The organism is Streptomyces sp. NPDC015171 (assembly GCF_043079545.1).
Lineage (GTDB): Bacteria > Actinomycetota > Actinomycetes > Streptomycetales > Streptomycetaceae > Streptomyces.
Genome location: NZ_JBIBUO010000010.1, coordinates 315992 through 339008, shown reverse-complemented (window position 1 = coordinate 339008; position 23017 = coordinate 315992). Strand labels below are relative to the sequence as shown.

At 70.3% G+C, this 23017-nt stretch carries 22 protein-coding genes and 1 tRNA gene; 13 read left to right on the top strand and 10 right to left on the bottom strand.

Going from position 1 to position 23017, the window contains the following annotated elements:
- The first annotated feature begins 87 nt into the window (after positions 1 to 87).
- Positions 88 to 846 (top strand): SDR family NAD(P)-dependent oxidoreductase, encoded by a 759-nt coding sequence (locus ACF073_RS27180; protein WP_392073998.1) that lies wholly within the window; start codon positions 88 to 90, stop codon positions 844 to 846.
- A gap of 45 nt (positions 847 to 891) precedes the next feature.
- Here ACF073_RS27180 and ACF073_RS27175 read toward each other — a convergent pair whose 3' ends face one another.
- Together ACF073_RS27175 and ACF073_RS27170 are read right to left on the bottom strand one after the other, a co-directional pair.
- Positions 892 to 1836, bottom strand: coding sequence for an NAD-dependent epimerase/dehydratase family protein (locus tag ACF073_RS27175; RefSeq protein WP_392073997.1), 945 nt, complete (start codon positions 1834 to 1836; stop codon positions 892 to 894).
- Positions 1837 to 1885: 49 nt separating this feature from the next.
- Positions 1886 to 2830 carry an alpha/beta hydrolase family protein gene (locus ACF073_RS27170; RefSeq protein WP_392073996.1) on the bottom strand — a complete coding sequence of 315 codons (945 nt, stop codon included), beginning with the start codon at positions 2828 to 2830 and terminating at the stop codon, positions 1886 to 1888.
- Positions 2831 to 3149: 319 nt separating this feature from the next.
- Between ACF073_RS27170 and ACF073_RS27165 the strand changes: the two genes are divergently transcribed.
- The 5 genes from ACF073_RS27165 (at position 3150) to ACF073_RS27145 (ending at position 7767) form a co-directional block, all read left to right on the top strand.
- Complete coding sequence (locus tag ACF073_RS27165) at positions 3150 to 3740, top strand: TetR/AcrR family transcriptional regulator (protein ID WP_392073995.1); 591 nt, start codon at positions 3150 to 3152, stop codon at positions 3738 to 3740.
- Positions 3741 to 3984: 244 nt separating this feature from the next.
- Entirely contained in the window at positions 3985 to 4608 is a 624-nt protein-coding gene (locus ACF073_RS27160) for a hypothetical protein (RefSeq protein WP_392073994.1), read from the top strand.
- A gap of 44 nt (positions 4609 to 4652) precedes the next feature.
- Positions 4653 to 5186, top strand: coding sequence for a toxin-antitoxin system, toxin component (locus ACF073_RS27155; RefSeq protein WP_392073993.1), 534 nt, complete (start codon positions 4653 to 4655; stop codon positions 5184 to 5186).
- A 2-nt stretch (positions 5187 to 5188) separates the two neighbouring features.
- Positions 5189 to 6358, top strand: a complete 1170-nt coding sequence (locus ACF073_RS27150) for an MAB_1171c family putative transporter (protein ID WP_392074022.1) — start codon at positions 5189 to 5191, stop codon at positions 6356 to 6358.
- Positions 6355 to 7767 carry an NAD(P)/FAD-dependent oxidoreductase gene (locus ACF073_RS27145; RefSeq protein ID WP_392073992.1) on the top strand — a complete coding sequence of 471 codons (1413 nt, stop codon included), beginning with the start codon at positions 6355 to 6357 and terminating at the stop codon, positions 7765 to 7767. Before ACF073_RS27150 ends, ACF073_RS27145 begins: the two co-directional genes overlap by 4 nt.
- Positions 7768 to 8109: 342 nt before the next feature.
- Here ACF073_RS27145 and ACF073_RS27140 read toward each other — a convergent pair.
- Positions 8110 to 8193, bottom strand: a tRNA-Leu gene (locus ACF073_RS27140).
- Positions 8194 to 8664: 471 nt separating this feature from the next.
- Between ACF073_RS27140 and ACF073_RS27135 the strand changes: the two genes are divergently transcribed.
- The 6 genes from ACF073_RS27135 (at position 8665) to pknB (ending at position 17005) form a co-directional block, all read left to right on the top strand.
- The gene (locus ACF073_RS27135) at positions 8665 to 9516 is read left to right on the top strand and encodes an FhaA domain-containing protein (protein WP_392073991.1); all 852 of its coding nucleotides are present in this window, start codon (positions 8665 to 8667) and stop codon (positions 9514 to 9516) included.
- Between the two features lie 10 nt (positions 9517 to 9526).
- Positions 9527 to 10060 carry an FHA domain-containing protein gene (locus tag ACF073_RS27130; protein ID WP_392073990.1) on the top strand — a complete coding sequence of 178 codons (534 nt, stop codon included), beginning with the start codon at positions 9527 to 9529 and terminating at the stop codon, positions 10058 to 10060.
- Positions 10061 to 10200: 140 nt separating this feature from the next.
- Positions 10201 to 11865 (top strand): Stp1/IreP family PP2C-type Ser/Thr phosphatase, encoded by a 1665-nt coding sequence (locus tag ACF073_RS27125; RefSeq protein WP_392073989.1) that lies wholly within the window; start codon positions 10201 to 10203, stop codon positions 11863 to 11865.
- Positions 11866 to 11892: 27 nt separating this feature from the next.
- Complete coding sequence (locus ACF073_RS27120) at positions 11893 to 13335, top strand: FtsW/RodA/SpoVE family cell cycle protein (RefSeq protein ID WP_392073988.1); 1443 nt, start codon at positions 11893 to 11895, stop codon at positions 13333 to 13335.
- Entirely contained in the window at positions 13332 to 14816 is a 1485-nt protein-coding gene (locus ACF073_RS27115) for a peptidoglycan D,D-transpeptidase FtsI family protein (RefSeq protein WP_392073987.1), read from the top strand. The genes ACF073_RS27120 and ACF073_RS27115 overlap by 4 nt, the downstream gene beginning before the upstream one ends.
- 194 nt (positions 14817 to 15010) lie before the next feature.
- Entirely contained in the window at positions 15011 to 17005 is a 1995-nt protein-coding gene (gene pknB / locus ACF073_RS27110) for a Stk1 family PASTA domain-containing Ser/Thr kinase (RefSeq protein ID WP_392073986.1), read from the top strand.
- 89 nt (positions 17006 to 17094) lie between these two features.
- On the opposite strand, the gene ACF073_RS27105 is transcribed toward pknB, so the two are convergent.
- From ACF073_RS27105 to ACF073_RS27080, 6 genes are all read right to left on the bottom strand, one after another.
- Positions 17095 to 17844, bottom strand: coding sequence for a class E sortase (locus tag ACF073_RS27105; RefSeq protein ID WP_392073985.1), 750 nt, complete (start codon positions 17842 to 17844; stop codon positions 17095 to 17097).
- A gap of 27 nt (positions 17845 to 17871) precedes the next feature.
- Entirely contained in the window at positions 17872 to 18993 is a 1122-nt protein-coding gene (locus tag ACF073_RS27100; protein WP_392073984.1) for a class E sortase, read from the bottom strand.
- Complete coding sequence (locus ACF073_RS27095; protein ID WP_392073983.1) at positions 18990 to 19628, bottom strand: aminodeoxychorismate/anthranilate synthase component II; 639 nt, start codon at positions 19626 to 19628, stop codon at positions 18990 to 18992. Before ACF073_RS27095 ends, ACF073_RS27100 begins: the two co-directional genes overlap by 4 nt.
- On the bottom strand, positions 19625 to 19786 hold the full coding sequence (locus tag ACF073_RS27090) for a hypothetical protein (protein ID WP_392073982.1): 162 nt from the start codon (positions 19784 to 19786) through the stop codon (positions 19625 to 19627). Before ACF073_RS27090 ends, ACF073_RS27095 begins: the two co-directional genes overlap by 4 nt.
- A 63-nt stretch (positions 19787 to 19849) precedes the next feature.
- A complete protein-coding gene (locus tag ACF073_RS27085; RefSeq protein WP_392073981.1) occupies positions 19850 to 20551 on the bottom strand; it encodes a class E sortase in 702 nt (233 codons plus the stop codon).
- 30 nt (positions 20552 to 20581) lie between these two features.
- Positions 20582 to 21370, bottom strand: coding sequence for a DUF881 domain-containing protein (locus ACF073_RS27080; RefSeq protein WP_392073980.1), 789 nt, complete (start codon positions 21368 to 21370; stop codon positions 20582 to 20584).
- Positions 21371 to 21521: 151 nt separating this feature from the next.
- On the opposite strand from ACF073_RS27080, the gene crgA reads away from it, so the two are divergent.
- Positions 21522 to 21776, top strand: coding sequence for a cell division protein CrgA (gene crgA / locus ACF073_RS27075; protein ID WP_392073979.1), 255 nt, complete (start codon positions 21522 to 21524; stop codon positions 21774 to 21776).
- Positions 21777 to 22039: 263 nt separating this feature from the next.
- Here crgA and ACF073_RS27070 read toward each other — a convergent pair whose 3' ends face one another.
- Entirely contained in the window at positions 22040 to 22936 is an 897-nt protein-coding gene (locus ACF073_RS27070; RefSeq protein WP_392073978.1) for a rhomboid family intramembrane serine protease, read from the bottom strand.
- Positions 22937 to 23017: the final 81 nt, after the last annotated feature.

Here is a 23017-nt window from a genome sequence, read left to right as displayed (position 1 = left end):
GCCCCGGCCGCACACCGCGCTCCCCCACGCGGACCGCGGCCGGGGCGCACCCGTGACAGCTGTACGCAGCAGCACCGAGGAGGACCGATGGACATTGCGGGAAAGACGGCGGTCGTCGCGGGCGGCACCTCCGGCCTCGGCCTCGCGGCGGCCGAGGCGCTGGCCGCGCGCGGCGCCCGGGTCGCCGTCCTGGGCCGCCGTATCGACGTCGGCCGGCGCGTCGCCGAGCGGCTGGGCGGCATCGCCTTCGAGGCCGACGTCACCGACGCCGAAGCGGTGGAACACGCCATCGCGCAGACCGTGGAGCGCTTCGGCGCCGTCCATGTGAACGTCAACACCGCGGGCGTCATCGAGCACGTCCCGATGCTCCCCGACGGGCATGCGGCCGACCTGGCCGCCTTCCGCCGGGTCGTCGAGGTCAACCTCACCGGGACGTTCAACGTGATGCGCCTCGCGGTCCGGGCGATGGCGGACAACGAGCCGGTGGACGGCGAACGCGGGGTCGTCGTCAACACGGCGTCCGTCTCCGCCTTCGACGGCGTCGCCGGGCACGCGGCCTACAGCGCCAGCAAGGCGGCGCTGGTGGGCATGACGCTGCCCGTGGCCCGCGACCTCAGCGGCCTGGGCATCCGCGTCAACACGATCGCGCCCGGCGCCTTCGACACCCCCATCAACGACTTCCTGCCCCCCGGCTACATGGAGCGGGTGGAGCGGCGCATCCCCAACCCCTCGCGCTCCGGCCGCCCGGCGGAGTTCGCGGACCTGGTCTGCCACTTCGTCGAGAACCCCTATCTCAACGCGGCGACCCTGCGGCAGGACGGCGGCCTGCGCTTCTCGATGCCCTGACCGCCGCGGCCGAAGCGGGACGGTGGCGGTCCGCCGGCACCCCGCTCAGTTCTCGTGGCCCGCCCGCAGCCACGCGAGGTAGTCGGCGGCGGCCCGCTCGGTGTCGTACTCGGCCCGGTAGCCGGTGTCCTCCCGCAGCCGGCCGGTGTCCAGGACCAGGTGCGGCGGGCCGCCTCCGGCGGGCAGGCCGACCCGGGCGCCCGGGACCACCTTCCTGATCGCCTCGGCGATCTGCGCGTTGGTCGTCACCCGTCCCGAACCGACGTTGTACGTACGGTGGTTCAGCTTCTCCGCGAGCTGGAGGAGGGCGATCGCCCGCCCGGTGTCCTTCACATAGGCGAGGTCGAGCCCGTCCTCGGCGAAGGCCGGCCCCATGAGGTGGGAGAGGTCCGGGGCGGTGCCGCGGGCGGCGGCGTGGACGAGGGCGGGCGCGGCGAAGAACGGGTCGAGGTGGCCGAGCGGGCCCCAGGTGCCGGAGATCCGGTAGTCGACGATGTCGACGCCGGTGGTGTCGGCGAGGAAGCCGCCCAGCAGCTCGCCGATCTTCTTGAAGGTGGGGATCGAGACCGACGCGGTCAGCGACAGCGGGGTGTCCTCGCGGAGCGGTCCGCCGTCGGGCACACCGAAGTAGACCCCGATCGTGCTGGCGACACCGAGCCGCCGCACGCCCCACTCCTGCGCCGCCTCCACGACGTTCAGCAGTCCGCCGAGGGCCCGCCGTGCCGCCTCGACCGGCGCGTCGGGGACGGGGGGCCAGGGGTGGGACCCGGCCAGGTGCACGATGCCCGAGACGGCGTGGCGGCGGCCGATCGCGAGCAGCGCCTCGCGGTCGCCGATGTCCGCCCGCTCCACGGCCACCCGCGCCCCGGCGAGCACCGCCGGGAGCGCACGGGCGCCGCGCTGGACCACGACGCACTCCTCGCCCATGTCGAGCAGCGCCCGCACGGTGTGGGATCCGATGAAACCGAAGCCTCCGGTGACGAGGATCATGGCGTTTCCTTCCGGGTGCGGTCCGGGTGGTTCACGGTGGACGGGTTCCTCACTTGCTCAGCACCTTCCCGAGCGGCTCGGCGTCGTCCTCCAGCGCGGTGACCGCCGCCTTCCAGCCGGCGTCCTCGCCCCGGAGGGCGCCGCGCAGGAAGGCCGTGGTGAGCCGCTGGACCAGGGCGACGCGCGCGGGAGACTCGTCCGTCGTCTCGGCGGCCTCGTAGCCGGGGACACCGCCGAGGGAGTGCTCCGCCCCGAACAGCGTCAGCAGGCTCTTGGGCCCCGGGCTGTGCGTGTAGGGGTCGGTGAACCAGTCCGGTCCGCGCGTGGACAGCGGGGACCTGTCGTGGTCGCCGGCGACGACGAGGGCCGGCGCGGTCATGGTGGCGAAGGACGGCCGCATGAAGGGGAAGTGCTCGGCGGCGAACGGGGTCAGGTCGTCGCCGAGGCCGGTCAGCGCGAGCAGCACCCCCGCCGTGACCCGGGGATCGGACAGGTCCTCGCCCGGCGCCCCGTCGGAGCCGAGGACGCGCGCGCCCAGCAGCGTGCTCACCGTCTGGGCCCCCCAGGAGTGGCCGGCCACGGCGACCCGGCCGTGGTCGACGCGCCCGCCGAGGCCCGGTACGGACGCTTCCAGCACGCCGAGTCCGTCCAGCACGCGCGTGATGTCCTCGATCCGGAAGCGCCACATCCGCGGCGTACGGGGGTCCTCGGCGGGGATGCCGAGCGTCCGGGAGTCGAGGTGGGTCGGCTGGACGACCACGAAGCCGCCGGCGGCCCAGTGGTCCGCCAGCGGGGCGTAGCCGTTCATCGACGAGCCGAAGCCGTGCGAGAAGACGATGACGGGCAGCCCCTCGCCGGTCGCCGGGGCGGACACACGGACCTGGAGGTCGGCGCCCCGGCCGCCGGGTGCGGAGAGGACGACCGGCTTCGCGGACACCACCACGGCGGGCGCGTCCACGGGCTGCTGTGCGTTCAGGGTGTGCGAGTCGGACATGGAAGGGCCTTCCCATCGGTTTCTTCGACTCTTGGTCCGGCGGGCCCGGCGGGCCCGGCGGTCACCGGCGCCGCGGGGCCGGCCGGGAGGGGAGCGCGCGACGGTCCGCACGCGGCGGCATCGGCGCCGGGCGGGGGCGGACGCGTGCGCTTCCGCCCCGGGTGGCGCGGGAGACGACGGCGGCCTGGCCGCCGGTACCCCGGTCTGCCATCATGAAGGAAACGGAACGTTGCTCCGCTTACGATACGGAACACTGTTCCGCTTTGCAAGGCCGACCAGGAGACCGGTCGGGGAACCGGTTCAGGAAAGGAGTGCCGCGGTGAACGACAGCAGCCAGGCCCGGGGAAGCTCGGCCGGCTCCCGGCGCAAGGACGCCCGGCGCAACCAGCAGTCTCTGCTGGAGGCGGCCGCCGCGGTCTTCGTCACCTCGGGCGTGGAGGCGCCGGTGCGTGACATCGCTGCCGCCGCCGGCGTCGGGACGGGCACGATCTACCGCCACTTCCCCACTCGGGCCGACCTGGTCATCGCGGTCTACCGGCACCAGGTCGACGCCTGTGCCGAGGCGGGCCCCGCCCTGCTGGCGGCCGGCCCGTCACCGCACGCCGCCCTCGAACGATGGGCCGGCCGGTTCGTCGACTTCCTGGTCACCAAGCACGGCCTGGCCGCGGCGATGCAGACCGACAGCGCCGGCTTCGAGGCGCTGCACGCCTACTTCCTCGACCGGCTCGTACCGGTCTGCACCGAGCTGCTCGACGCCGCTGCCGCCGCCGGGGAGATCAGCTCCGGCCTCGACGCCTACCAACTCATGCGCGGGATCGGAAACCTCTGCATCGGCGCCGACAGCGACCCCCGCTACGACGCCCGCCGACTGGTCGCACTCCTGATCGCGGGCCTGCGCCCGCCGAACTGACCGCGCCGCCGCCCGGCGGCGACAGAAAAGGACCACCTGTCTGGTTTTCACAGGCACCCGGAAGCAGTGTCCGTTTTTCATCTGAGCGTGTGGCGTTGCGTCCGCACTACGTCAACAATGCATATGTCAACGAACGTTCCGGTTACACAACGAACGTTCACCGCTCCTAGGCTGCGCAAGATCGGTAGACATACGTTGAACAAGCCAGCCCAGCAAAACGAACCGGACATCAAGGAAAACGCCTGTGAGCCAGCCCCATCCCACGCTTGGTGAACTCCTCCGAACGGTCGAGGAGCTGTGCAGCGACAGCGGGAAGAACCCCGACGAGGTCCTGGACGCGGCGGAGCTGTCACGCGCGACTGGCGTGCCCGAGACGGACGTGCAGACTCTGCTTGCCGGCGGCACCCCCGCGGACGTGAAGCCTGACACCATGGTCCGCGACCGCGTGAGGTTCCTCTGCAACCAGCACGCGGCCGCCGACGGTTCGGTGAAAGACATCAACGAGATCGCCTCTGCGATCGAGCAGACCCCGACCTGGACCAAGAAACTCGTTGCCGGGGAGGCGAAACCGAACATCATCGTCGGCGCCGCCCTGTGCAAGCTGTACGGGGTCTCGCCCAACTTCCTCACCGACCAGCCGGCTGAGGCGCTGAGGCGGGAGCTGCGGCGCATCGCCTTCGACCTGAAGGCGGAAGCCAACCCCGCTCAGGTGCTTGCCGACCTCGACGTGCGCCACATCTCAGGGAGGAGCAACTACAGCAAGCCAGAACTGGCCCAGCTCGCACGGCTGGTCGCATCCATCGTCACCGACCTGGACACCGTCCAGAGCGGGCTCAAGCGCCTGGGCTACGAGGAGGACCCGAGGTGAAGCGGCTGGCAGCATGCAGGACAGCCAGGGAGCAGCGCAGGCTCATGACCGAACTCGGCGCCCGTGTCGCCGCGAAGGTCAGCGTTCCAACCGACCCCCGCACCCTGTTCACCGCCCTGTGCGACGCCATGAGCGAGCGTCGGGGCGGACGACCGGTCACGCTGATCAGGCGTGCCTTCCCGGAGACCATGGCCGACATCACCGGCCTGTGGCTGGACGTGAAGGACCAGGACGTCATCGTCATCGAGGACAGCCTTTCCCCCGACCACCAACTCGTCGTCCTGGGCCATGAGTTGTGGCACATGCACGCCGGCCACTGCGGACACGATCTCGGCGGCGCCGCCGTAGCCGCCCGAGCAGCGCTCAGCGACGAGGTCCAGTGGCCCGAGCTGGCCCGCCTCATAGCCGCCCGCTCTCACTCCGGCCACGAGGACGAGGTCGACGCGGAGGGGTTCGGGCTGCTCGTCGCCAGCCGCATGGCCGGCTGGCTGGCCGCCCCGGGGGCGCCTCGGCTCGACGGGGTAGCGCGCCGCATCGGCGCATCGCTCGGCTACACGGGAGCGCAGGGCTCACCGTGACGATGAACGGCACGTTCTGGATCACCGCGGTGGTCCTGAGCCTCGGACTGTTCTACAAGATCCCGGCCGTGCTGCGCGGGGGCCGCAATCCCCTGGCGCGGCAGGTGAGCGGGCTGCTGGTAGCCGCTGTCGGGGTCTTCTTCTTCGCCGCGCCATCCGTGATCGCCGCGATGAACGACCTGACCGGGATCACGAACTTCTCGGCGCCCTGGGTCTACACCCTCCTGACGGGCTTCTGCGCTTCCTGCCTGCTGCTGATCATCAAGTGGCGCGGAGGCGCGTCGGAGAGCATCCGACGCGCGACCTGGTGGGTCTACGGCAGCTACGGCACCGTCGTCGTCGGCCTGTGGGTCTGCTTCGCCCTCGGCGACCACCACGTAGAGCGCCTGCGCGACCTGGACACCTACTACGCCACCACCCCGTGGATGCGCGAGATGATCGTGCTGTACCTGCTCGCGCACACCGTGGCGGTCCTGCTCACCTCCGCACTGCTGTGGACCTGGGAGAGCCGTGTCCGCGGTACGGGCTGGCTGCACGTCGGCGTCGTCCTGCTCACCGTCGGCTACGCCATGAACCTCCTGTACGACATAGCCAAGTTGACCCCCGTCGTCGCGCGGTGGAACGGCCGGTCCGACCTCGACTGGCTGAACACCAGGGTCGCGCCGCCCATCGCCGTGGTGGTCGGCCTCCTGATCGGCCTCGGCTTCCTCGTCCCCCACGTCGGCGACCGCATATCGCAGCACCGCAATGCCGGACGCGAATACAGGGCGCTCGCCCCGCTCGCCCATGCCCTGAAGCAGGTGCCGGCCGCGTCCGGCCCCGTGACGATCAGCCGCTTCGCCCCCCTGCGACTGCGTCTGACGCACCGCAGGACCTTCGTCCGCGACGCCGTTCGACAGCTTCAGCCGTACGTCGACCTTCAGCGCCGCGAGCACGACCAGCAGCTGTACCTCTCCCAGGGAAAGCCACCCGGCCAGGCCGAAGCCCTCGCCGCGGCTGCCGCGATCAAGGCGGCACTCGCCCGCCTCCAGACGGCCGACACCTCCGCGGCCGCCGCCGCGCGGCCGCCCGCCGACGGCGCCGCGGACCTCGTATCCATCTCCCGCGCCCTGCGCAGACTCTCCAGCACCGCGGTCCACCGGACTGCCACGGAAGAAGGTGTGGTCAGGTGACCACCGCCCAGGACAGTTCGAGCCGCTCCCGCTGCGCCATCGTCATCGGCGGGGGCCTGACCGGGATGCTCACCGCGCGCGTCCTCGCCAAGGACGCAGACGTCCTGGTCATCGAACGGGACGTTCTGCCGGACCGGCCCGAACACCGTGCCGGCCTCCCCCAGGCCCGCCACACCCACGTCCTGTGGTCCGGAGGCGCCGAGGCGATCGAGGCCCTGGTACCGGGCACGGCCAAGGAACTCGCCGCCGCCGGCGCGAACCGCATCCCCCTGACCACCGGCATGGTCGCCTTCAGCCACCAGGGCTGGTTCCGGCGCTGGGCCGAGAGCCACTATGCCATCGCCTGCAGCCGCGACCTCCTGGACTGGGTCGTACGCAAGCAGGTCCTGGCCGCCGCCGGCGACCGCGTCACCGTCATGGAACGCACCGGCGTCGTCGGCCTGACCGGCAGCCGCGCGGCCGTCACGGGCGTCACCATCCGCAACCAGGACACCGGTGAGGAAGACACGCTCCGGGCCGACCTGGTCGTCGACGCCAGCGGCAGGCAGTCACGGACCCCGCACTGGCTGGAGGCCCTGGGCGCGGCTCAGCCGCCCACGCGCGAAGTCGACTCCGGACTCGTCTACGCCAGCCGCGTCTACCAGGCTCCAGCCGGCCTTCCCGACTCGTGGCCCATCATCAACGTTCAGGCCGACACCCGCGCCGATGTGCCCGGCCAAGCCGGGATCATCCTGCCGATCGAGGACGGACGCTGGCTCGTCACCCTCTCCGGGACCCGCGGCGGCCAGCCCACGGACGACGCCGACGAATTCCACGGCTTCGCACTCGGCCTGCGCCACCCCGTCGTGGGCGAGCTGATCGGCAAGGCCGAACCGCTCGGCCCCGTCCGCGTGACGCGCATGACCGCCAACCGCCGCCACTTCTACGAGGCCGTGGCCCTCCCGGACCGCTTCCTGGTCCTCGGCGACGCGGTGGCCGCCTTCAACCCGGCCTACGGCCACGGCATGTCGGTCACCGCCCAAAGCGCAGTACTCCTGGAAGAGACGATTCGACGCCACGGCTGGAACACCCCCGGGCTCGCCCGCCGCGCCCAGAAGGCCATCGCCCAACCGGTCAACACGGCCTGGATGTTCGCCACCGGCAACGACGTCTTCTATCCCGGCTCCACCGTCCACGGCCCCACCGGCGGTGAACGGATGGCAGCCCGGTTCGTCGACCGGCTCACCTACGCCGCCACCGGGTCGGGCCGCGTGGCGCGCGCGCTCACCGACGTCATGACCCTGCAGCGAGGACCCAGCAGCCTCGCTCACCCCCGCACCGTCATCGCGGCCCTCGCGGGCCCCTTGAAGCCGCAGCTTCAGGAACCGCCGTTCACGCCGGAGGAGCGGCACAGCATCGACCGGCTCTGACCGAGGTCGAAGTCGCCCGATCGCACACATCCCCACGGCCCTGTACGGATCACGTACAGGGCCTGCAGGGCCTCGTCACGGGGCCCCACCGGAGTCCGGACGGAGACCGGCCACGGCATCCAGGGCCTGAGACCTTCCTCACAAAGGGCGAGCCGAGTGACGCCCGACCAGAGACCCGGAACACGGCACGGACCGCCCGAAGCCGACCACCCTTCAACGGACCGCTCCCGGAGGCCCGGAGACAAGCATCACAGTACGAAGAAAAAGACGTGGGCCGCATCGTGATCACGATGCGGCCCACGCCCTCGATACTGCTAGAGCACTTTCGTCGGTGCTCCTCTGTGCGCGAGGGGGGAGTTGAACCCCCACGCCCTTTCGGGCACTGGAACCTGAATCCAGCGCGTCTGCCTATTCCGCCACCCGCGCATTGGGTGTGTCTTCCGTTTCCGGCCCTTTCGGGCTGGCCCCTTCCGACATCCAGAACATTAGCACGTCGTACGGGGTGGGTTCACATCGCTTTCCGTGCGCCCCAGGACGCGCCCGCACCCGCCGCGGGGCCCGGCGCCCGGGGCGGGCCCCGCGGGCCGCAGAGGGCCGTACAGCGCCGCGTCCCCGGCAGACGTTTCAAGGAGACACGCTTCACGTATCAACCTCGTACCGGTCCTGGCCGTCTGCCCAGGAGGCGGACCGGGTCCACAGCCGGGTGCGGGACACTGGTCTTCCACCGCCTCTACGATCCATGGCAGCAGGACGCGCGCCAGGAGTTCGAAGGGGAGCCGCTGGGGGAACCGGCTGATTGGCGGGCGCGTAGATACGATCAGTGAGCAGTACCGGCAGTACCGGCAGCGCAGCGGCACAGGACAGGCAAGACGACGGCAGGGACGGAGGAGGTGCCCCATGGGAGTCCTGAAGAAGTTCGAGCAGCGTCTCGAAGGTCTGGTGAACGGCACCTTCGCCAAGGTCTTCAAGTCCGAGGTCCAGCCCGTGGAGATCGCCGGAGCACTCCAGAGGGAGTGCGACAACAACGCCACGATCTGGAACCGTGACCGGACCGTCGTGCCCAACGACTTCATCGTGGAGCTGAGCGCGCCGGACCACGAGCGCCTCAGCCCCTACTCCGGGCAGCTCGGCGACGAGCTGGCCGGCATGGTGCGCGACTACGCCAAGCAGCAGCGCTACACCTTCATGGGCCCGATCAAGGTCACCCTGGAGAAGGCCGAGGACCTGGACACCGGCCTGTACCGGGTGCGCTCGCGCACCCTGGCCTCCTCCAGCAGCCAGCAGGCCCCCCAGGCCCCGGCGGGCCGCCCCGGACCGAGCGCCCCCGGCGGCTACGGCCACCAGCCGGCCGCTCCCGCGGGCGCACCCCCGATGCCCTCCGCGCCGCCGCCCGGTGCCCGCGCCGGCGGCTACGGCTACCCGCAGCCCGCCGGACAGCGGCCCGCCGCGGGCCCGGCCGGCGGCGCGCGCACCCGCTACTGGATCGAGATCAACGGCACCCGCCACCAGATCTCCCGCGCGACGCTGGTGCTGGGCCGCAGCACCGACGCCGATGTGCGGATCGACGACCCCGGCGTCTCCCGCCGGCACTGCGAGATCCGGACCGGAACGCCCTCGACGATCCAGGATCTCGGCTCCACCAACGGCATCGTGGTGGACGGGCAGCACACCACCCGCGCTACGCTCCGCGACGGCTCGCGGATCGTCGTGGGCAGCACCACCATCATTTACCGGCAAGCCGAAGGGTGAAGCGGGGGCAATGTCAGAGCTGACCCTCACGGTCATGCGGCTGGGTTTCCTGGCCGTACTGTGGCTGTTCGTGATCGTGGCCGTGCAGGTCATCCGGAGCGACCTGTTCGGTACGCGCGTCACACAGCGCGGATCGCGCAGGGAAGCGGCCCGCCCGCAGCAGCCGGGCCGGCAGCAGGCCCGCCAGCAGGCCGCCGCGCCTCCGCAGCAGCGCGGCCAGCAGGGCGGTGGCGGCCGGCGCGGCCGCAACGCCCCCTCCAAGCTGGTGGTGACCGAGGGCACACTCACCGGCACCACCGTCGCGCTCCAGGGCCAGACCATCACCCTGGGCCGGGCGCACGACTCCACGATCGTGCTGGACGACGACTACGCCTCCAGCCGTCATGCCAGGATCTACCCGGACCGTGACGGTCAGTGGATCATCGAGGACCTCGGCTCCACCAACGGCACCTACCTGGACCGGTCCCGGCTGACGACCCCCACACCGATCCCGCTGGGCTCGCCGATCCGCATCGGCAAGACCGCAATCGAGCTGCGGAAGTAGTGCTACATCATGAGTGAGCGCGAGCGGAGCGAGCACGCAGCGGCAGGCCGCCACCCGGTCTCCGGCGCGCTCCCGACCGGAGGGTGGGCAGTGTGGCTCGACACGACCGGCTGTACCCGGAGCCGACTGGCGAGGTGCGCATGAGTCTGTCACTGCGCTTCGCCGCCGGATCGCACAAGGGCATGATCCGGGAGGGCAACGAGGACTCCGGTTACGCCGGTCCGCGCCTGCTCGCCATCGCCGACGGCATGGGTGGCCAGGCCGCGGGCGAGGTCGCCTCCTCCGAGGTGATCTCCACCCTGGTCACGCTCGACGACGACGTGCCCGGCTCCGACATCCTCACCTCCTTGAGCCATGCCGTGCAGCGGGCCAACGACCAGCTGCGCGCCATGGTCGAGGAGGACCCCCAGCTGGAGGGCATGGGGACGACCCTGACCGCCCTGCTGTGGACGGGTCAGCGGCTCGGCCTCGTGCACGTCGGCGACTCGCGCGCGTACCTGCTCCGGGACGGCGCGCTCACCCAGATCACCCAGGACCACACCTGGGTGCAGCGGCTGGTGGACGAGGGCCGGATCACCGAGGAAGAGGCCACCACCCACCCGCAGCGCTCCCTGCTGATGCGCGCCCTCGGCAGCGGCGACCACGTCGAGCCCGACCTGTCCATCCGCGAGGTCCGGGCCGGTGACCGCTACCTGATCTGTTCCGACGGCCTGTCCGGCGTCGTCTCCCACCAGACGATGGAGGAGACCCTCGCCAGCTACCAGGGCCCGCAGGAGACCGTGCAGGAGCTGATCCAGCTCGCGCTGCGCGGCGGCGGCCCCGACAACATCACGGTGATCGTCGCCGACGTGCTCGACCTGGACACCGGGGACACCCTCGCCGGGCAGCTGTCCGACCAGCCGGTCGTGGTCGGCGCCGTCGCCGAGAACCAGCTCCACCCGCACGACAACGGCATCATGCAGACGCCGGCCGGCCGCGCCTCCCACCTGGGCCGTCAGGGCCAGGGACACGGCGGCGGCGAGTTCGGCCCGCCCGGCTCGGGCGAGACCGCCGGCTACGTCCCGGCCGACGGCTTCGGGGAGTACGCCGACGGTGACTTCACCAAGCCGCGCAAGTCCCGCAGATGGCTGAAGACCTCGCTCTGCAGCGCCCTCGCCCTCGCCGTGATCGGCGGCGGCCTGTACGGCGGCTACCGCTGGACGCAGACCCAGTACTACGTCGGCACCAACGGCGAGCACGTCGCGCTGTACCGGGGGATCAGCCAGGACCTGGCCTGGGTGTCGCTGTCGAAGGTCGAGAAGGACCACCCCGAGATCGAACTCAAGTACCTGCCGTCGTACCAGCAGAAGCAGGTGAAGGCGACGATCGCGGAGGGCGGTCTGGAGGCGGCCCGGACGAAGGTCCAGGAGCTGTCCGTGCAGGCGTCCGCCTGCCGGAAGCAGTCCGAGCGCGAGGCCTCCGCCGAGGCGGAGCGGAACAACGCCAAGAACGGCAAGGACAAGACCGGCGGGACCAAGGGCACCGGCGGCACCAACAGCACCGGTGGCACGAGCGGCACCGGTGGCACGAGCGGCACCACGGGTACCGCCACGCACACCGCCTTCACCAAGACCGCCTTCGCCGAGGCAGGCTTCACCGAGGCCGCCTTCGCCAAGGTGACGCCGACCCCGAACCCGTCGGCCTCGAAGACGTCGCCGACGTCGCCTTCGAAGTCTCCGTCCACGACCCCGTCCGCGACCCCCAGCCCCGGCCCCACTCTCTCGGAGGATGAGCAGAAGGTCGTCTCGCTGTGCGGTAAGCAGTAGGCAAGCCGTGAGAGGCCCCGTCACACGATGAGCAGTACTACGAATTCGCCGTCGCATCACACGTCCACGATCGGCGCCATCGGCGCCCCGAGCCGCCGCAACACCGAGCTGGCCCTGCTGGTCTTCGCCGTGGTCATTCCGGTGTTCGCCTACGCCAACGTGGGCCTGGCCATCGACGACCAGGTCCCGACGGGGCTGCTGAGCTACGGGCTCGGCCTCGCCCTGCTGGCCGGCGTCGCCCACCTCGGCGTACGCAAGTTCGCGCCGTACGCCGACCCGCTGCTGCTGCCGCTGGCCACCTTGCTCAACGGCCTCGGGCTCGTCGTGATCTGGCGGCTCGACCAGTCGAAGCTGCTGCAGTCGCTGCGCGGCTTCTCCCCGTCCGCGCCCCGCCAGCTGCTGTTCACCGCGCTGGCCATCGCGATGTTCGTGGTCGTGCTGATCTTCCTGAAGGACCACCGCGTCCTGCAGCGCTACACGTACATCTCGATGTTCGGCGCTCTGGTCCTGCTGATCCTGCCGCTGGTGCCGGGCCTCGGCGCCAACATCTACGGCGCGAAGATCTGGATCAGGATCCCCGGTCTCGGCTCCCTCCAGCCCGGTGAGTTCGCGAAGATCGTCCTCGCGGTCTTCTTCGCCGGCTACCTGATGGTGAAGCGGGACGCCCTGGCCCTCGCCAGCCGCCGCTTCATGGGCCTCTACCTGCCGCGCGGCCGCGACCTCGGCCCGATCCTGGTGGTCTGGGCGATCTCGATCCTCATCCTGGTCTTCGAGACCGACCTCGGCACCTCGCTGCTGTTCTTCGGCATGTTCGTGATCATGCTGTACGTCGCCACCGAGCGGACCAGCTGGATCGTCTTCGGTCTGCTGATGTCCGCGGTCGGCGCGGTGGGCGTGGCAAGCATCGAGACCCACGTGAAGAGCCGGGTCCAGTCCTGGCTCGACCCGATGCGGGAGTACACCCTGAGCCGACAGGGCGTCGGCGGCCACTCCGACCAGCTCCAGCAGTCGCTGTGGGCGTTCGGCTCCGGCGGCACCCTCGGCACCGGCTGGGGCCAGGGCCACTCGGACCTGATCCGGTTCGCCGCCAACTCCGACTTCGTCCTCGCCACCTTCGGCGAGGAGCTGGGCCTGGCGGGCATCATGGCGATCCTGCTGATCTACGGCCTGATCGTGGAGCGCGGCGTGCGCACCGCCCTCGCCGCCCGCGACCCGTTCGGCAAGCTGCTCGCCATCGGTCTCTCCGGTGCCTTCGCGCTCCAGGTCTTCGTGGTGGCCGGCGGTGTCATGGGCCTCATCCCGCTGACCGGTATGACCATGCCGTTCCTGGCCTCCGGCGGTTCCTCCGTGCTGGCCAACTGGGCACTGATCGCCATCCTGATCCGGATCAGCGACACCGCCCGCCGTCCGGCGCCGACCCCCGCCGGCAACCCCGACGTCGAGATGACCCAGGTGGTCCGCCCGTCATGAACAAGCCCCTGCGCCGGATCGCGATCTTCTGCGGTCTTCTCATGCTGACGCTGCTGATCCGTGACAACTGGCTCCAGTACGTGCGGGCCGACGGCCTCAAGGACGACCCGAAGAACCGCCGCGTCACGATCGCCCGCTACGCCACCCCGCGCGGCGACATCATCGTCGACGGCAACCCGATCACCGGGTCCTCCGAATCCAGCAAGACCGGCCTGAACGACCTGAAGTACAAGCGGACGTACAAGAACGGCGCCATGTGGGCGCCGGTCACCGGCTACGCGTCGCAGGCCTTCGGCGCCACCCAGCTGGAGTCGCTGGAGGACGGCATCCTCACCGGCAACGACGACCGGCTGTTCTTCCGCAAGACGCTGGACATGGTCACCGGCAAGGAGCAGCAGGGCGGCAATGTCGTCACCACGCTCAACGGTGCCGCGCAGAAGGCCGCCTACGACGGTCTGAAGGCGCAGGGCGGCAAGGGCGCGGTGGTCGCGCTCGACCCCTCCACCGGCAAGATCCTGGCGCTGGCCTCCTACCCGTCGTACGACCCCTCGGTCTTCGCGGGCAACAGCAACGACGACGCCGCGGCCTGGAAGAAGCTGCAGAAGAAGTACAACCCCAGCGACCCGATGCTGAACCGGGCGCTGCGCGAGACCTACCCGCCGGGCTCCACCTTCAAGGTGGTCACGGCCGCGGCGGCGCTGGAGAACGGCAAGTACACCTCGGCCGACGAGAAGACCGACTCGCCGCTGCCGTGGACCATGCCGGGCACCTCGACCCAGCTGAAGAACGAGGGCAACATCCCGTGCAAGGACGCCACCATGCGGGAGGCGCTGCGGGTGTCCTGCAACACCGTCTTCGGCAAGATCGGCGCTGACCTCGGCAACGACAAGATGCTCGCCGAGGCGAAGAAGTTCGGCTTCGACGCCGAGCAGTTCACCCCGGTCCGCTCCAGCGCCTCGGTCTTCTCCGACGACATGAACCCGTCGCAGACCGCGCTGTCCTCCATCGGCCAGTACAACACCGCCGCCACCCCGCTCCAGATGGCCATGGTGGCCTCGGCGGTCGCCAACGACGGCAAGCTGATGAAGCCGTACATGGTCGACACGCTCCAGTCCTCCAACCTGGACCCGGTCGTCAAGACCCAGCCCGAGGAACTGAGCCGGCCGCTGTCGGCGGAGAACGCGCAGATCCTCCAGGACATGATGAAGACCGTCGTCGAGCAGGGCACCGGTAAGAACGCGCAGATCAGCGGTGTCACGGTCGGCGGCAAGACCGGTACCGCCCAGCACGGTGTCGAGAACAGCGAGAACCCGTACGCCTGGTTCATCTCCTACGCCAAGCTCCCCGACGGCAGCTCGCCGGTCGCCGTCGCCACGGTGATCGAGGACGACCAGGCCAACCGCGACGACATCTCGGGCGGCGGTCTGGCCGCGCCGATCGCGAGGAGCGTCATGAAGGCGGTCATCGACTCCAAGAAGTGACCGCTGCCCTCACCGCAGGTGACGACGCTCACATCCCCTTCACATCGCCGCACGTTGCGGTACCGGTCCTGTATCGGGTTACGGGCTTGGCCAGGTCACACACAGCTAGCCGGGTACGGTAGGCCCGGACGGCAGCCTCCGGCCACGCACAGAGGTGCGTGGCCGAGACCGACGGAGAGGGCTGGTAGGTAGCTATGGAAGAGCCGCGTCGCCTCGGCGGCCGGTACGAGCTGGGCCAGGTGCTCGGCCGCGGTGGCATGGCGGAGGTCTACCTCGCCCATGACACCCGGCTCGGACGCACCGTGGCGGTGAAGACGCTGCGCGCGGATCTCGCGCGTGACCCTTCCTTCCAGGCCCGGTTCCGCCGGGAGGCCCAGTCGGCCGCCTCGCTCAACCATCCCGCGATCGTGGCGGTCTACGACACGGGCGAGGACTACATCGACGGGGTCTCCATCCCGTACATCGTGATGGAGTACGTCGACGGCTCCACGCTGCGCGAGCTGCTGCACTCCGGCCGCAAGCTGCTGCCCGAGCGGGCGATGGAGATGACCATCGGCATCCTCCAGGGCCTGGAGTACGCGCACCGCAGCGGCATCGTCCACCGTGACATCAAGCCGGCCAACGTCATGCTGACGCGCAACGGCCAGGTCAAGGTGATGGACTTCGGCATCGCCCGCGCCATGGGCGACTCCGGCATGACCATGACGCAGACCGCGGCGGTCATCGGCACGGCCCAGTACCTCTCGCCGGAGCAGGCGAAGGGCGAGCAGGTCGACGCCCGTTCCGACCTGTATTCGACCGGCTGCCTCCTCTACGAGCTGCTGACCGTACGGCCGCCCTTCGTGGGCGACTCCCCGGTGGCCGTGGCCTATCAGCACGTGCGTGAGGAACCGCAGGCCCCGTCGGTCTTCGACCCCGAGATCACGCCCGAGATGGACGCGATCGTCCTCAAGGCCCTGGTCAAGGACCCCGACTACCGCTACCAGTCGGCCGACGAGATGCGCGCCGACATCGAGGCGTGCCTGGACGGCCAGCCGGTCGCGGCCACGGCCGCGATGGGCGCGGTGGGCTACGGCGGCTACCCCGACGACCAGGCGACGACGGCCCTGCGCTCGGACGGGGGCGGGGGCGCGACCACCATGCTCCCGCCGATGAACCCCGACGAGGGCGGCTACGGCTACGACGACCGCCCGGACCGCCGCCGCCAGCAGAAGAAGTCCAACACCTCCACGATCATGCTGGTGGTCGCGGGTCTGCTGGTCCTGGTCGGCGCGATCCTGATCGGCAAGTACGCGTTCAGCGGGAAGAACGGCGGCGACGAGTCTTTCAAGGCCCCGAACTTCGTCGGCCATACCCTCCCCGAGGCCCGGAAGATGGCGGAGAACTCCGACCTGAAGCTGGGCACGCCCACGCGCAAGGAGTGCGCGAACCAGCCCAAGGGCAACGTCTGCTCCCAGGACCCCGCGTACAACTCGGACGTCAAGAAGGGCGACACGGTCACCCTGGTGGTGTCGACCGGTGCGCCGAAGGTCACCGTGCCGGACGAGCGCGGCATCCAGTTCGACCAGGCGGAGTCCCAGCTCAAGGAGAAGGGCTTCGAGGTCGAGAAGCGGACCCAGGTGTCCTCCCAGACGCCCGGCGTGGTCATCAGCCAGGACCCCGAGGGCGGCGCCAGCAAGGAGAAGGGCACCACGGTCACCCTCACGGTCGCCAAGGCCGAGGAGAAGATCACGGTCCCCGACGTCACCGGCAAGTCCTGTGACGATGCCAAGGCCGAGCTCCAGGCGAAGGGCCTGGTGCCGTCCTGCAGCGACACCCCGGTCACCGACCCCGCCCAGGACGGCAAGGTGCAGAGCACCAACCCGGCGGCGAACCAGCAGGTCGTCAAGAACACCAACGTGGTGATCAGCGTCGGCAAGGCCCAGCAGCAGACGGCCGTGCCGAACGTCGTCACCCAGCGGGTGAAGGACGCCAGGCGGATCCTTCAGCAGGCCGGCTTCAACAACATCCAGTTCGCGGCCGGCAGCTCCGACGACGAGAACGCGATCGTCAGCCAGCAGGACCCGACCGCCAACACCCCCGGCGACCCGAACAGCACGACGATCACGCTGACCACGATCTCGTTCGGCGGCAACAACGGCAACAACGACAACGGCGGCACCAACTTCTTCGGTGGCGCCGGCGGCTGACGCCCTCCGGCCACCCGCGCGTGGGCCCCTGCCGGGACATCCCGGCAGGGGCCTCGCCGTTTCCGTACCGGGCCGCTTCCCCTACGGGGTCAGCGCAGCTCCTTGGGCAGGGTCCGCTCGCTGTCCACCTTCTCCACCCGGACGAGTTCGCCCCACACCACGTACCGGTAGCGGGAGGTGTAGACGGGGGTGCAGGTCGTCAGGGTGATGTAGTGGCCCGGCTTCTTCCTGCCGGACTCCTCGGGGACCGGGGTCAGGACCTTGACGTTGTACTTCGAGGTCTCCGGCAGGATCGAGTAGACCTTGTAGACGTACCAGTCGTCCCGCGTCTCGAAGACGATCGGGTCGCCCTTCTCCAGCTTGTCGATGTTGTGGAACTTCGCGCCGTGGCCGTCCCGGTGGGCGGCGAGGGTGAAGTTGCCTTTCTTGCCCGTTATCGGGAGGGCCGCCTTCACCGGGTCGGTGTAATAGCCGGCCACACCGTCGTTGAGGACGTCGGTGTCGGTGCCCTTCTCGACCAGCACCTCGCCGTTGCCCATCGCCGGTACGTGCAGGAACCCGATGCCGTCCTTGGTGTCGAGCGCGCCGGGACCCGTGTCCCGCTGCGCCCAGTGGTCGCGCACCTTGTCGGACTGCCGGTCGGCCTTGCGGTCCGCTATCACGTTCGTCCACCACAGCGAGTAGACGACGAAGAGGCCGAGCAACAGGCCCGCCGTGATGAGGAGTTCCCCGAAGACGCTGACCGCCGTCGCGAGGCGGCCGGGGCGCCGGCGGCGCGGGTCCTGATCCGGTTCGGAAGCGTCCGTGGTCTCTTCGGTCTCGTCGGCGGTCGCTGCCACAGTTCCTCTGCCCTTACTCGATGAGCCCTACTCGATGAGCGCGTCCGGCTTGCCCTTGCTGCGCGGGCTTTCCTGGACCATCTTGCCCCAGACGATCAGCCGGTACTTGCTGGTGAACTCCGGTGTGCACGTGGTGAGGGTGATGTACCGGCCGGGCCCGGTGAGACCGGAGCCCGGGGGGACCGGGTCCAGCACGCTCGTGTTGGACGGCGGGGTCACCGGAAGCATCGAGGTCACCTTGTACACGAAGTACGTGTCCTGTGTCTCGACGACGACCGCGTCGCCCGCCCTGAGCCTGTTGATGTACCGGAACGGCTCACCGTGCGTGTTGCGGTGCGCCGCGAGACCGAAGTTGCCGGTCCGGTCCCCGGGCATCGCCGTCTTCAGCGGCGCCTCGCCGTAGTGCCCGACCATGCCCTTGTCGAGCACCCTCTTGTTGCTGACGCCCTCCGCGATCGGCGCCACCACGTCCAGCTTCGGGATGTGCAGGATGGCGAAGCCCTGCCCCGGCTCGAAGACGCCGGGACTGCGCTTGCCGCTGGCCCAGTCGTCCTGGAGCTGGTGCGTCTCGCTGCCGGCCTGCGCGTGCGCGCGGACGTTGGTCCACCACAGCTGGTAGGTGACGAACAGCAGCATCAGCACACCGGTGGTGATGAACATTTCGCCGATCGCCCGGCTCGCCACGGTCGCCGGGCTCGGCCTGCGCAGCCGCGCCTGCCGCCGGGCCTCCACCCGGGTCAGGGGCCGCTGCGGGTCGCGCTGCGCGGGGGGAGCCGTCGCCTCCCGGGCCCCGCCGCCGTGCCGCCCGCCACGCCGCTTGGCGGCCTTCCTGCGGGCCGCCCGGCCGCCCGGTGCGGCTCCGCCGCCGGGAGGGGCGGCCGGGGCCGCAGAGGCGCGTGTGGGCCCGCTCCTGGGGCCGGCTCCCGCCGGCCCGGGGACCCGCAGCGCCATCGTCTCGTCGTCGACGACGGGCAGCGGCGCCGTCGCGTCGCCGGCCGGAGGCACCGGCCGGCCCTCTGCGGTCAGCCGGGGCATCGGTGCCGTCGGCGGGTCCTGACGGCGTCCCGGGTACGGCCGCGCACCGCCGGAGGACCCGTACGGACTCTCGCCGCCGTACACGTCCTCGCGCTCGGGGCGCAGCGCGGTCACGCCGTGGCCCTGCCCACCACCGGGGCGAGCCCCGCCGACCTCGCCACGGCACCCTGGTCGCCGCACTCCGCCAGCCAGTTGGCCAGCATCCGGTGCCCGTGCTCGGTCAGCACCGACTCCGGGTGGAACTGCACGCCCTCGACCGGGAGTTCGCGGTGGCGCAGGCCCATGATGATCCCGTCGTGCGTGCGGGCCGTCACCTCCAGCTCGGCCGGGACGGTCGCCGGCTCGGCGGCCAGGGAGTGGTAGCGGGTCGCGGTGAACGGCGAGGGCAGGCCGGCGAAGACGCCCTTGCCCTCGTGCTCGACCGGCGAGGTCTTGCCGTGCAGCAGCTCGGGCGCCCGGTCGACCACACCGCCGTAGGCCACCTGCATCGACTGCATGCCCAGGCACACCCCGAAGACGGGGACGCCGGTGGCCGCGCAGTGGCGGACCATCTCCACGCAGACCCCGGCCTCCTCGGGCGTTCCCGGGCCGGGTGAGAGCAGCACGCCGTCGAAGCCGTCCTGGGCGTGCGCCGTCGACACCTCGTCGTTGCGCAGCACCTCGCACTCGGCGCCCAGCTGGTACAGGTACTGGACGAGGTTGAAGACGAAGCTGTCGTAGTTGTCGACGACGAGAATCCGCGCACTCACTGGTTGTCCACCGTCACATCGTTGAAGGGCAGCAGCGGCTCGGCCCAGGGGAAGACGTACTGGAAGAGCACGTAGATCACGGCCAGGACCAATACGAGCGAGACGAACGCCTTCACCCACGTGTTCCCCGGCAGATGCCGCCAGATCCAGCCGTACATGCCGTCCCTTGCCGTCCCTTCCGTATCCGCTACGGCACCAGACCCACGCCGTACGTCACCAGACTAGCGGCGCAGCGCCTCCGGTTGGCCTGCCTCCACGGGCCGGGTGGAATCCAGGTGCGCCCAGACGATCAGCCGGTGGCTGTGCCCCCACTCCGGATCGCAGGTGGTCAGCGTCAGGTAGCGGCCCGGACGGGTGTACCCGGACTTACGTGGGACAGGGTCGATCACCTCGACGTCGGTCGGCACGGTTTTGTAGGGCCCTTTGTCGATCCGATACGTGAACCAGGTCGTTCCGTCGGTGAGCACCACCGCGTCGCCCGGCCGCAGCTCGGGGAAGTCCTTGAACGGGTCGCCGTACGTCCGCCGGTGCCCGGCGACCGCGAAATTTCCCTGGCCACCGAGCCGGGCGGTCCCCCGGTAGTGGGCGAGGCCCTTGGCCAGCTCGTCCCGTCCGGTGCCCTCGAGCACCGGTTTGTCCCAGCCGGCGCCGAGCCGCGGGATGTACATAATCGCGAAGGGCCTGCCGCGGCGGTACGGCTCCTGCCCGGTCTTCCGCTCCCTCGCGGACTTGCGTCCCCCGCCGGGCGTGTCCGCCCGCCCCACCGGGCCCGTCGACCACTGCCGGTGCAGCTGGTCGATCTGGTCGCTCATCGCCCCATCGGCCCGCACGCCCGTCCAGAAGAGCACGTAGCCGACGAAGAGCACGATCAGGCTGCCGAGGGTGATGCACAGTTCGCTGACGGTTCTGACGATCACACGCACCGGCGGCTCCCGGACGGACGTCTGCCCCTTTTACCCCACTGGCTTCGCGTAGTGCAGATCCACTGTGCCGGAGTAGCCGGGAAGAGTCACCGTCCCGTCGTCGGTGACTTTCCAGCCGAGGCCGTAGACGTTGACGTAGACCATGTAGGTCTGGATCGCCTTGCTGTCGGCGAGGGCCCGCTTCAGCCGGCCCGGGTCCCCGACCGCCGTGATCTTGTACGGGGGCGAGTAGACGCGGCCCTGGAGGATCAGGGTGTTGCCGACGCAGCGCACCGCGCTGGTGGAGATCAGCCGCTGGTCCATGACCTTGACGCCCTGGGCGCCGCCCTGCCACAGCGCGTTCACCACGGCCTGGAGGTCCTGCTGGTGGATGACCAGGTAATCGGGCTGCGGCTCCGGATAGCCGGGCAGCTTCGCGGTGGCGCCCGGCGGGGCGTCGTTCAGGGTGACGGAGACGGCCTTGCCGGTCAGCTTCCGGGTGCCCGCCCCCTTCTCCAGGCCGCCGAGCTTCTCGTCCTCGGCCCTGGTGCTGCCGTCGTCGCTCTCGGCGAGGGACTCCACGCTGCCGCGCAGGGCCGCGTTGGACTCGTCCAGCTGCTTGTTCTTGCGGCTGCGCTGCTGGATCAGGTCGGACAGCTTCAGCAGGGAGCCGTCCTGGCGGATGTCGGTGCCCTTGGCCGTGTCGAAGCTGGTGAAGAAGATGAGCCCGGCGAGGGCGAAGACGGCGGCCGTGAGCACCCGCACCGGTTTGACACGCGGCCGGCGGGCGGGGCCGGAGCCCGTTGCTCCCGTCCCGGGGGAGTCGGCAGAATTGCTCAACGTACCCTTATCTCCTTCTGCGCCGCGGAAGCACTACGCTAACGGACGCCCGGGGGAGCACACAGAGTCGTCGTGTCGGCCCCTTGTACGCTGCCCCGGACCGACCCAGTTACCTGCGCGGCCACGCAGCGCATCGACAGGAGAGACCCTCGTGCCGAAGTCACGTATCCGCAAGAAGGCTGATTTCACGCCGCCGCCGGCCAAGCAGGCGCAGGCGATCAGGCTCACCAACCGAGCCTGGGTCGCGCCGGTCATGCTGGCCATGTTCCTGATCGGGCTGGCCTGGATCGTCGTCTTCTACGTGACCGACGGCTCGCTGCCCCTCGACAGCCTGGACAACTGGAACATCGTGGTCGGCTTCGGCTTCATCGCCGCCGGTTTCGGTGTCTCCACCCAGTGGAAGTAGCCGGCGGCACCGAACGGGTGGCGCCAGCTCTGCCCAGGGCTATCCACTGAGTTATCCACAGCCGTTGTCCACAGTGGGGAAAAAGAACGACGATCTGTGGATAACTCATCGGGTGTTGACGCCGGTGTGACCGGTCCCGCATCCCTCAGACAACCGTTCGCCCCCTGTCCTACCTGCGGAAACACATCCGAGCGACAGGGGGCGCAGGTGTGTCCGCACCGTATGCACAAGATCCGGCACACGCTGTGGACAACGGTTCGGTATCAGGAGAGCTGAGCGGTCCTGACCAGCACGAGGGCCACCACCAGGGCCAGGACGACAGCACAGGTGCCGTACTGCACCAGCGACCGCTTCTCGCGCGGGGCGTGCACCATCGCGTAGCCGGTGACGACACCGGCGACCAGGCCGCCGATGTGCGCCTCCCACGAGATGTCCATGGACGGGTTGAAGGTGAAGATCAGGTTGACCACCAGCAGCGCGATGACCGGCCGCATGTCGTAGTTGAGCCGGCGCATCAGCACGGCGGTCGCACCGAAGAGCCCGAAGATGGCGCCGGAGGCGCCGAGCATGGCCGTGTTGGGCGGGGCGAGCAAATAGGCGAGCGCGCTGCCGGCCAGGCCCGAGACGAAGTAGAGGGCCAGATAGCGGGCACGCCCGAAGGCGGCTTCCAGGGGGCCGCCGACCCACCACAGGCTGAGCATGTTGAACGCGATGTGCAGATAGCCGCTGTGCAGGAACATCGACGTCAGCAGCCGGTAGTACTGCCCCTCGGCGACGCCCTGCACCCCGTCGAGGTAGGGGGTGTACGCCTGGCCGATGAGTTCGAACCGGTGGCTGAAGCGGTCGCCGACGGACAGCTGGACCAGGAACACCGCGAGGTTGATCCCGATCAGGATCTTGGTGAGCAGCCGGGGGTCTGCCGTGACCGAGCCGCCGGCGATCGTGCGCGGGCGGGAGGCGCCGGGTCCATGACCCGTGCCGGAAGCCCCGCGGACGCACTCCGGGCACTGGAAGCCCACCGACGCGCTGACCATGCACTCGGGGCAGATCGGCCGGTCACAGCGGGTGCAGCGCACGCCGGTCTCGCGGTCCGGGTGCCGGTAGCACACGGGCGCGCTGCGGGCGTCCTGGGTGCTCCCGCTCCCTGCGGCCTGGTCCATCAGATCCCCTCGGTCGTCGTATCGCCTGCCTGACGGCAGTGTCCTGCCCCGCTCATCCTTACGGACGAGCGGGTCCTTTGG

Excerpts from the sequence above, each read along its gene's own strand:
- ACF073_RS27130 (WP_392073990.1), top strand. The coding sequence starts at position 9,527 with ATGTCAGAGCTGACCCTCACGGTCATGCGGCTGGGTTTCCTGGCCGTA.
- ACF073_RS27150 (WP_392074022.1), top strand. The coding sequence starts at position 5,189 with ATGAACGGCACGTTCTGGATCACCGCGGTGGTCCTGAGCCTCGGACTG.
- ACF073_RS27125 (WP_392073989.1), top strand. The coding sequence starts at position 10,201 with ATGAGTCTGTCACTGCGCTTCGCCGCCGGATCGCACAAGGGCATGATC.
- ACF073_RS27070 (WP_392073978.1), bottom strand. The coding sequence starts at position 22,936 with ATGGACCAGGCCGCAGGGAGCGGGAGCACCCAGGACGCCCGCAGCGCG.
- ACF073_RS27120 (WP_392073988.1), top strand. The coding sequence starts at position 11,893 with ATGAGCAGTACTACGAATTCGCCGTCGCATCACACGTCCACGATCGGC.
- ACF073_RS27170 (WP_392073996.1), bottom strand. The coding sequence starts at position 2,830 with ATGTCCGACTCGCACACCCTGAACGCACAGCAGCCCGTGGACGCGCCC.
- ACF073_RS27155 (WP_392073993.1), top strand. The coding sequence starts at position 4,653 with ATGACCGAACTCGGCGCCCGTGTCGCCGCGAAGGTCAGCGTTCCAACC.
- ACF073_RS27175 (WP_392073997.1), bottom strand. The coding sequence starts at position 1,836 with ATGATCCTCGTCACCGGAGGCTTCGGTTTCATCGGATCCCACACCGTG.
- pknB (WP_392073986.1), top strand. The coding sequence starts at position 15,011 with ATGGAAGAGCCGCGTCGCCTCGGCGGCCGGTACGAGCTGGGCCAGGTG.
- ACF073_RS27180 (WP_392073998.1), top strand. The coding sequence starts at position 88 with ATGGACATTGCGGGAAAGACGGCGGTCGTCGCGGGCGGCACCTCCGGC.
- ACF073_RS27090 (WP_392073982.1), bottom strand. The coding sequence starts at position 19,786 with ATGTACGGCTGGATCTGGCGGCATCTGCCGGGGAACACGTGGGTGAAG.
- ACF073_RS27115 (WP_392073987.1), top strand. The coding sequence starts at position 13,332 with ATGAACAAGCCCCTGCGCCGGATCGCGATCTTCTGCGGTCTTCTCATG.
- ACF073_RS27135 (WP_392073991.1), top strand. The coding sequence starts at position 8,665 with ATGGGAGTCCTGAAGAAGTTCGAGCAGCGTCTCGAAGGTCTGGTGAAC.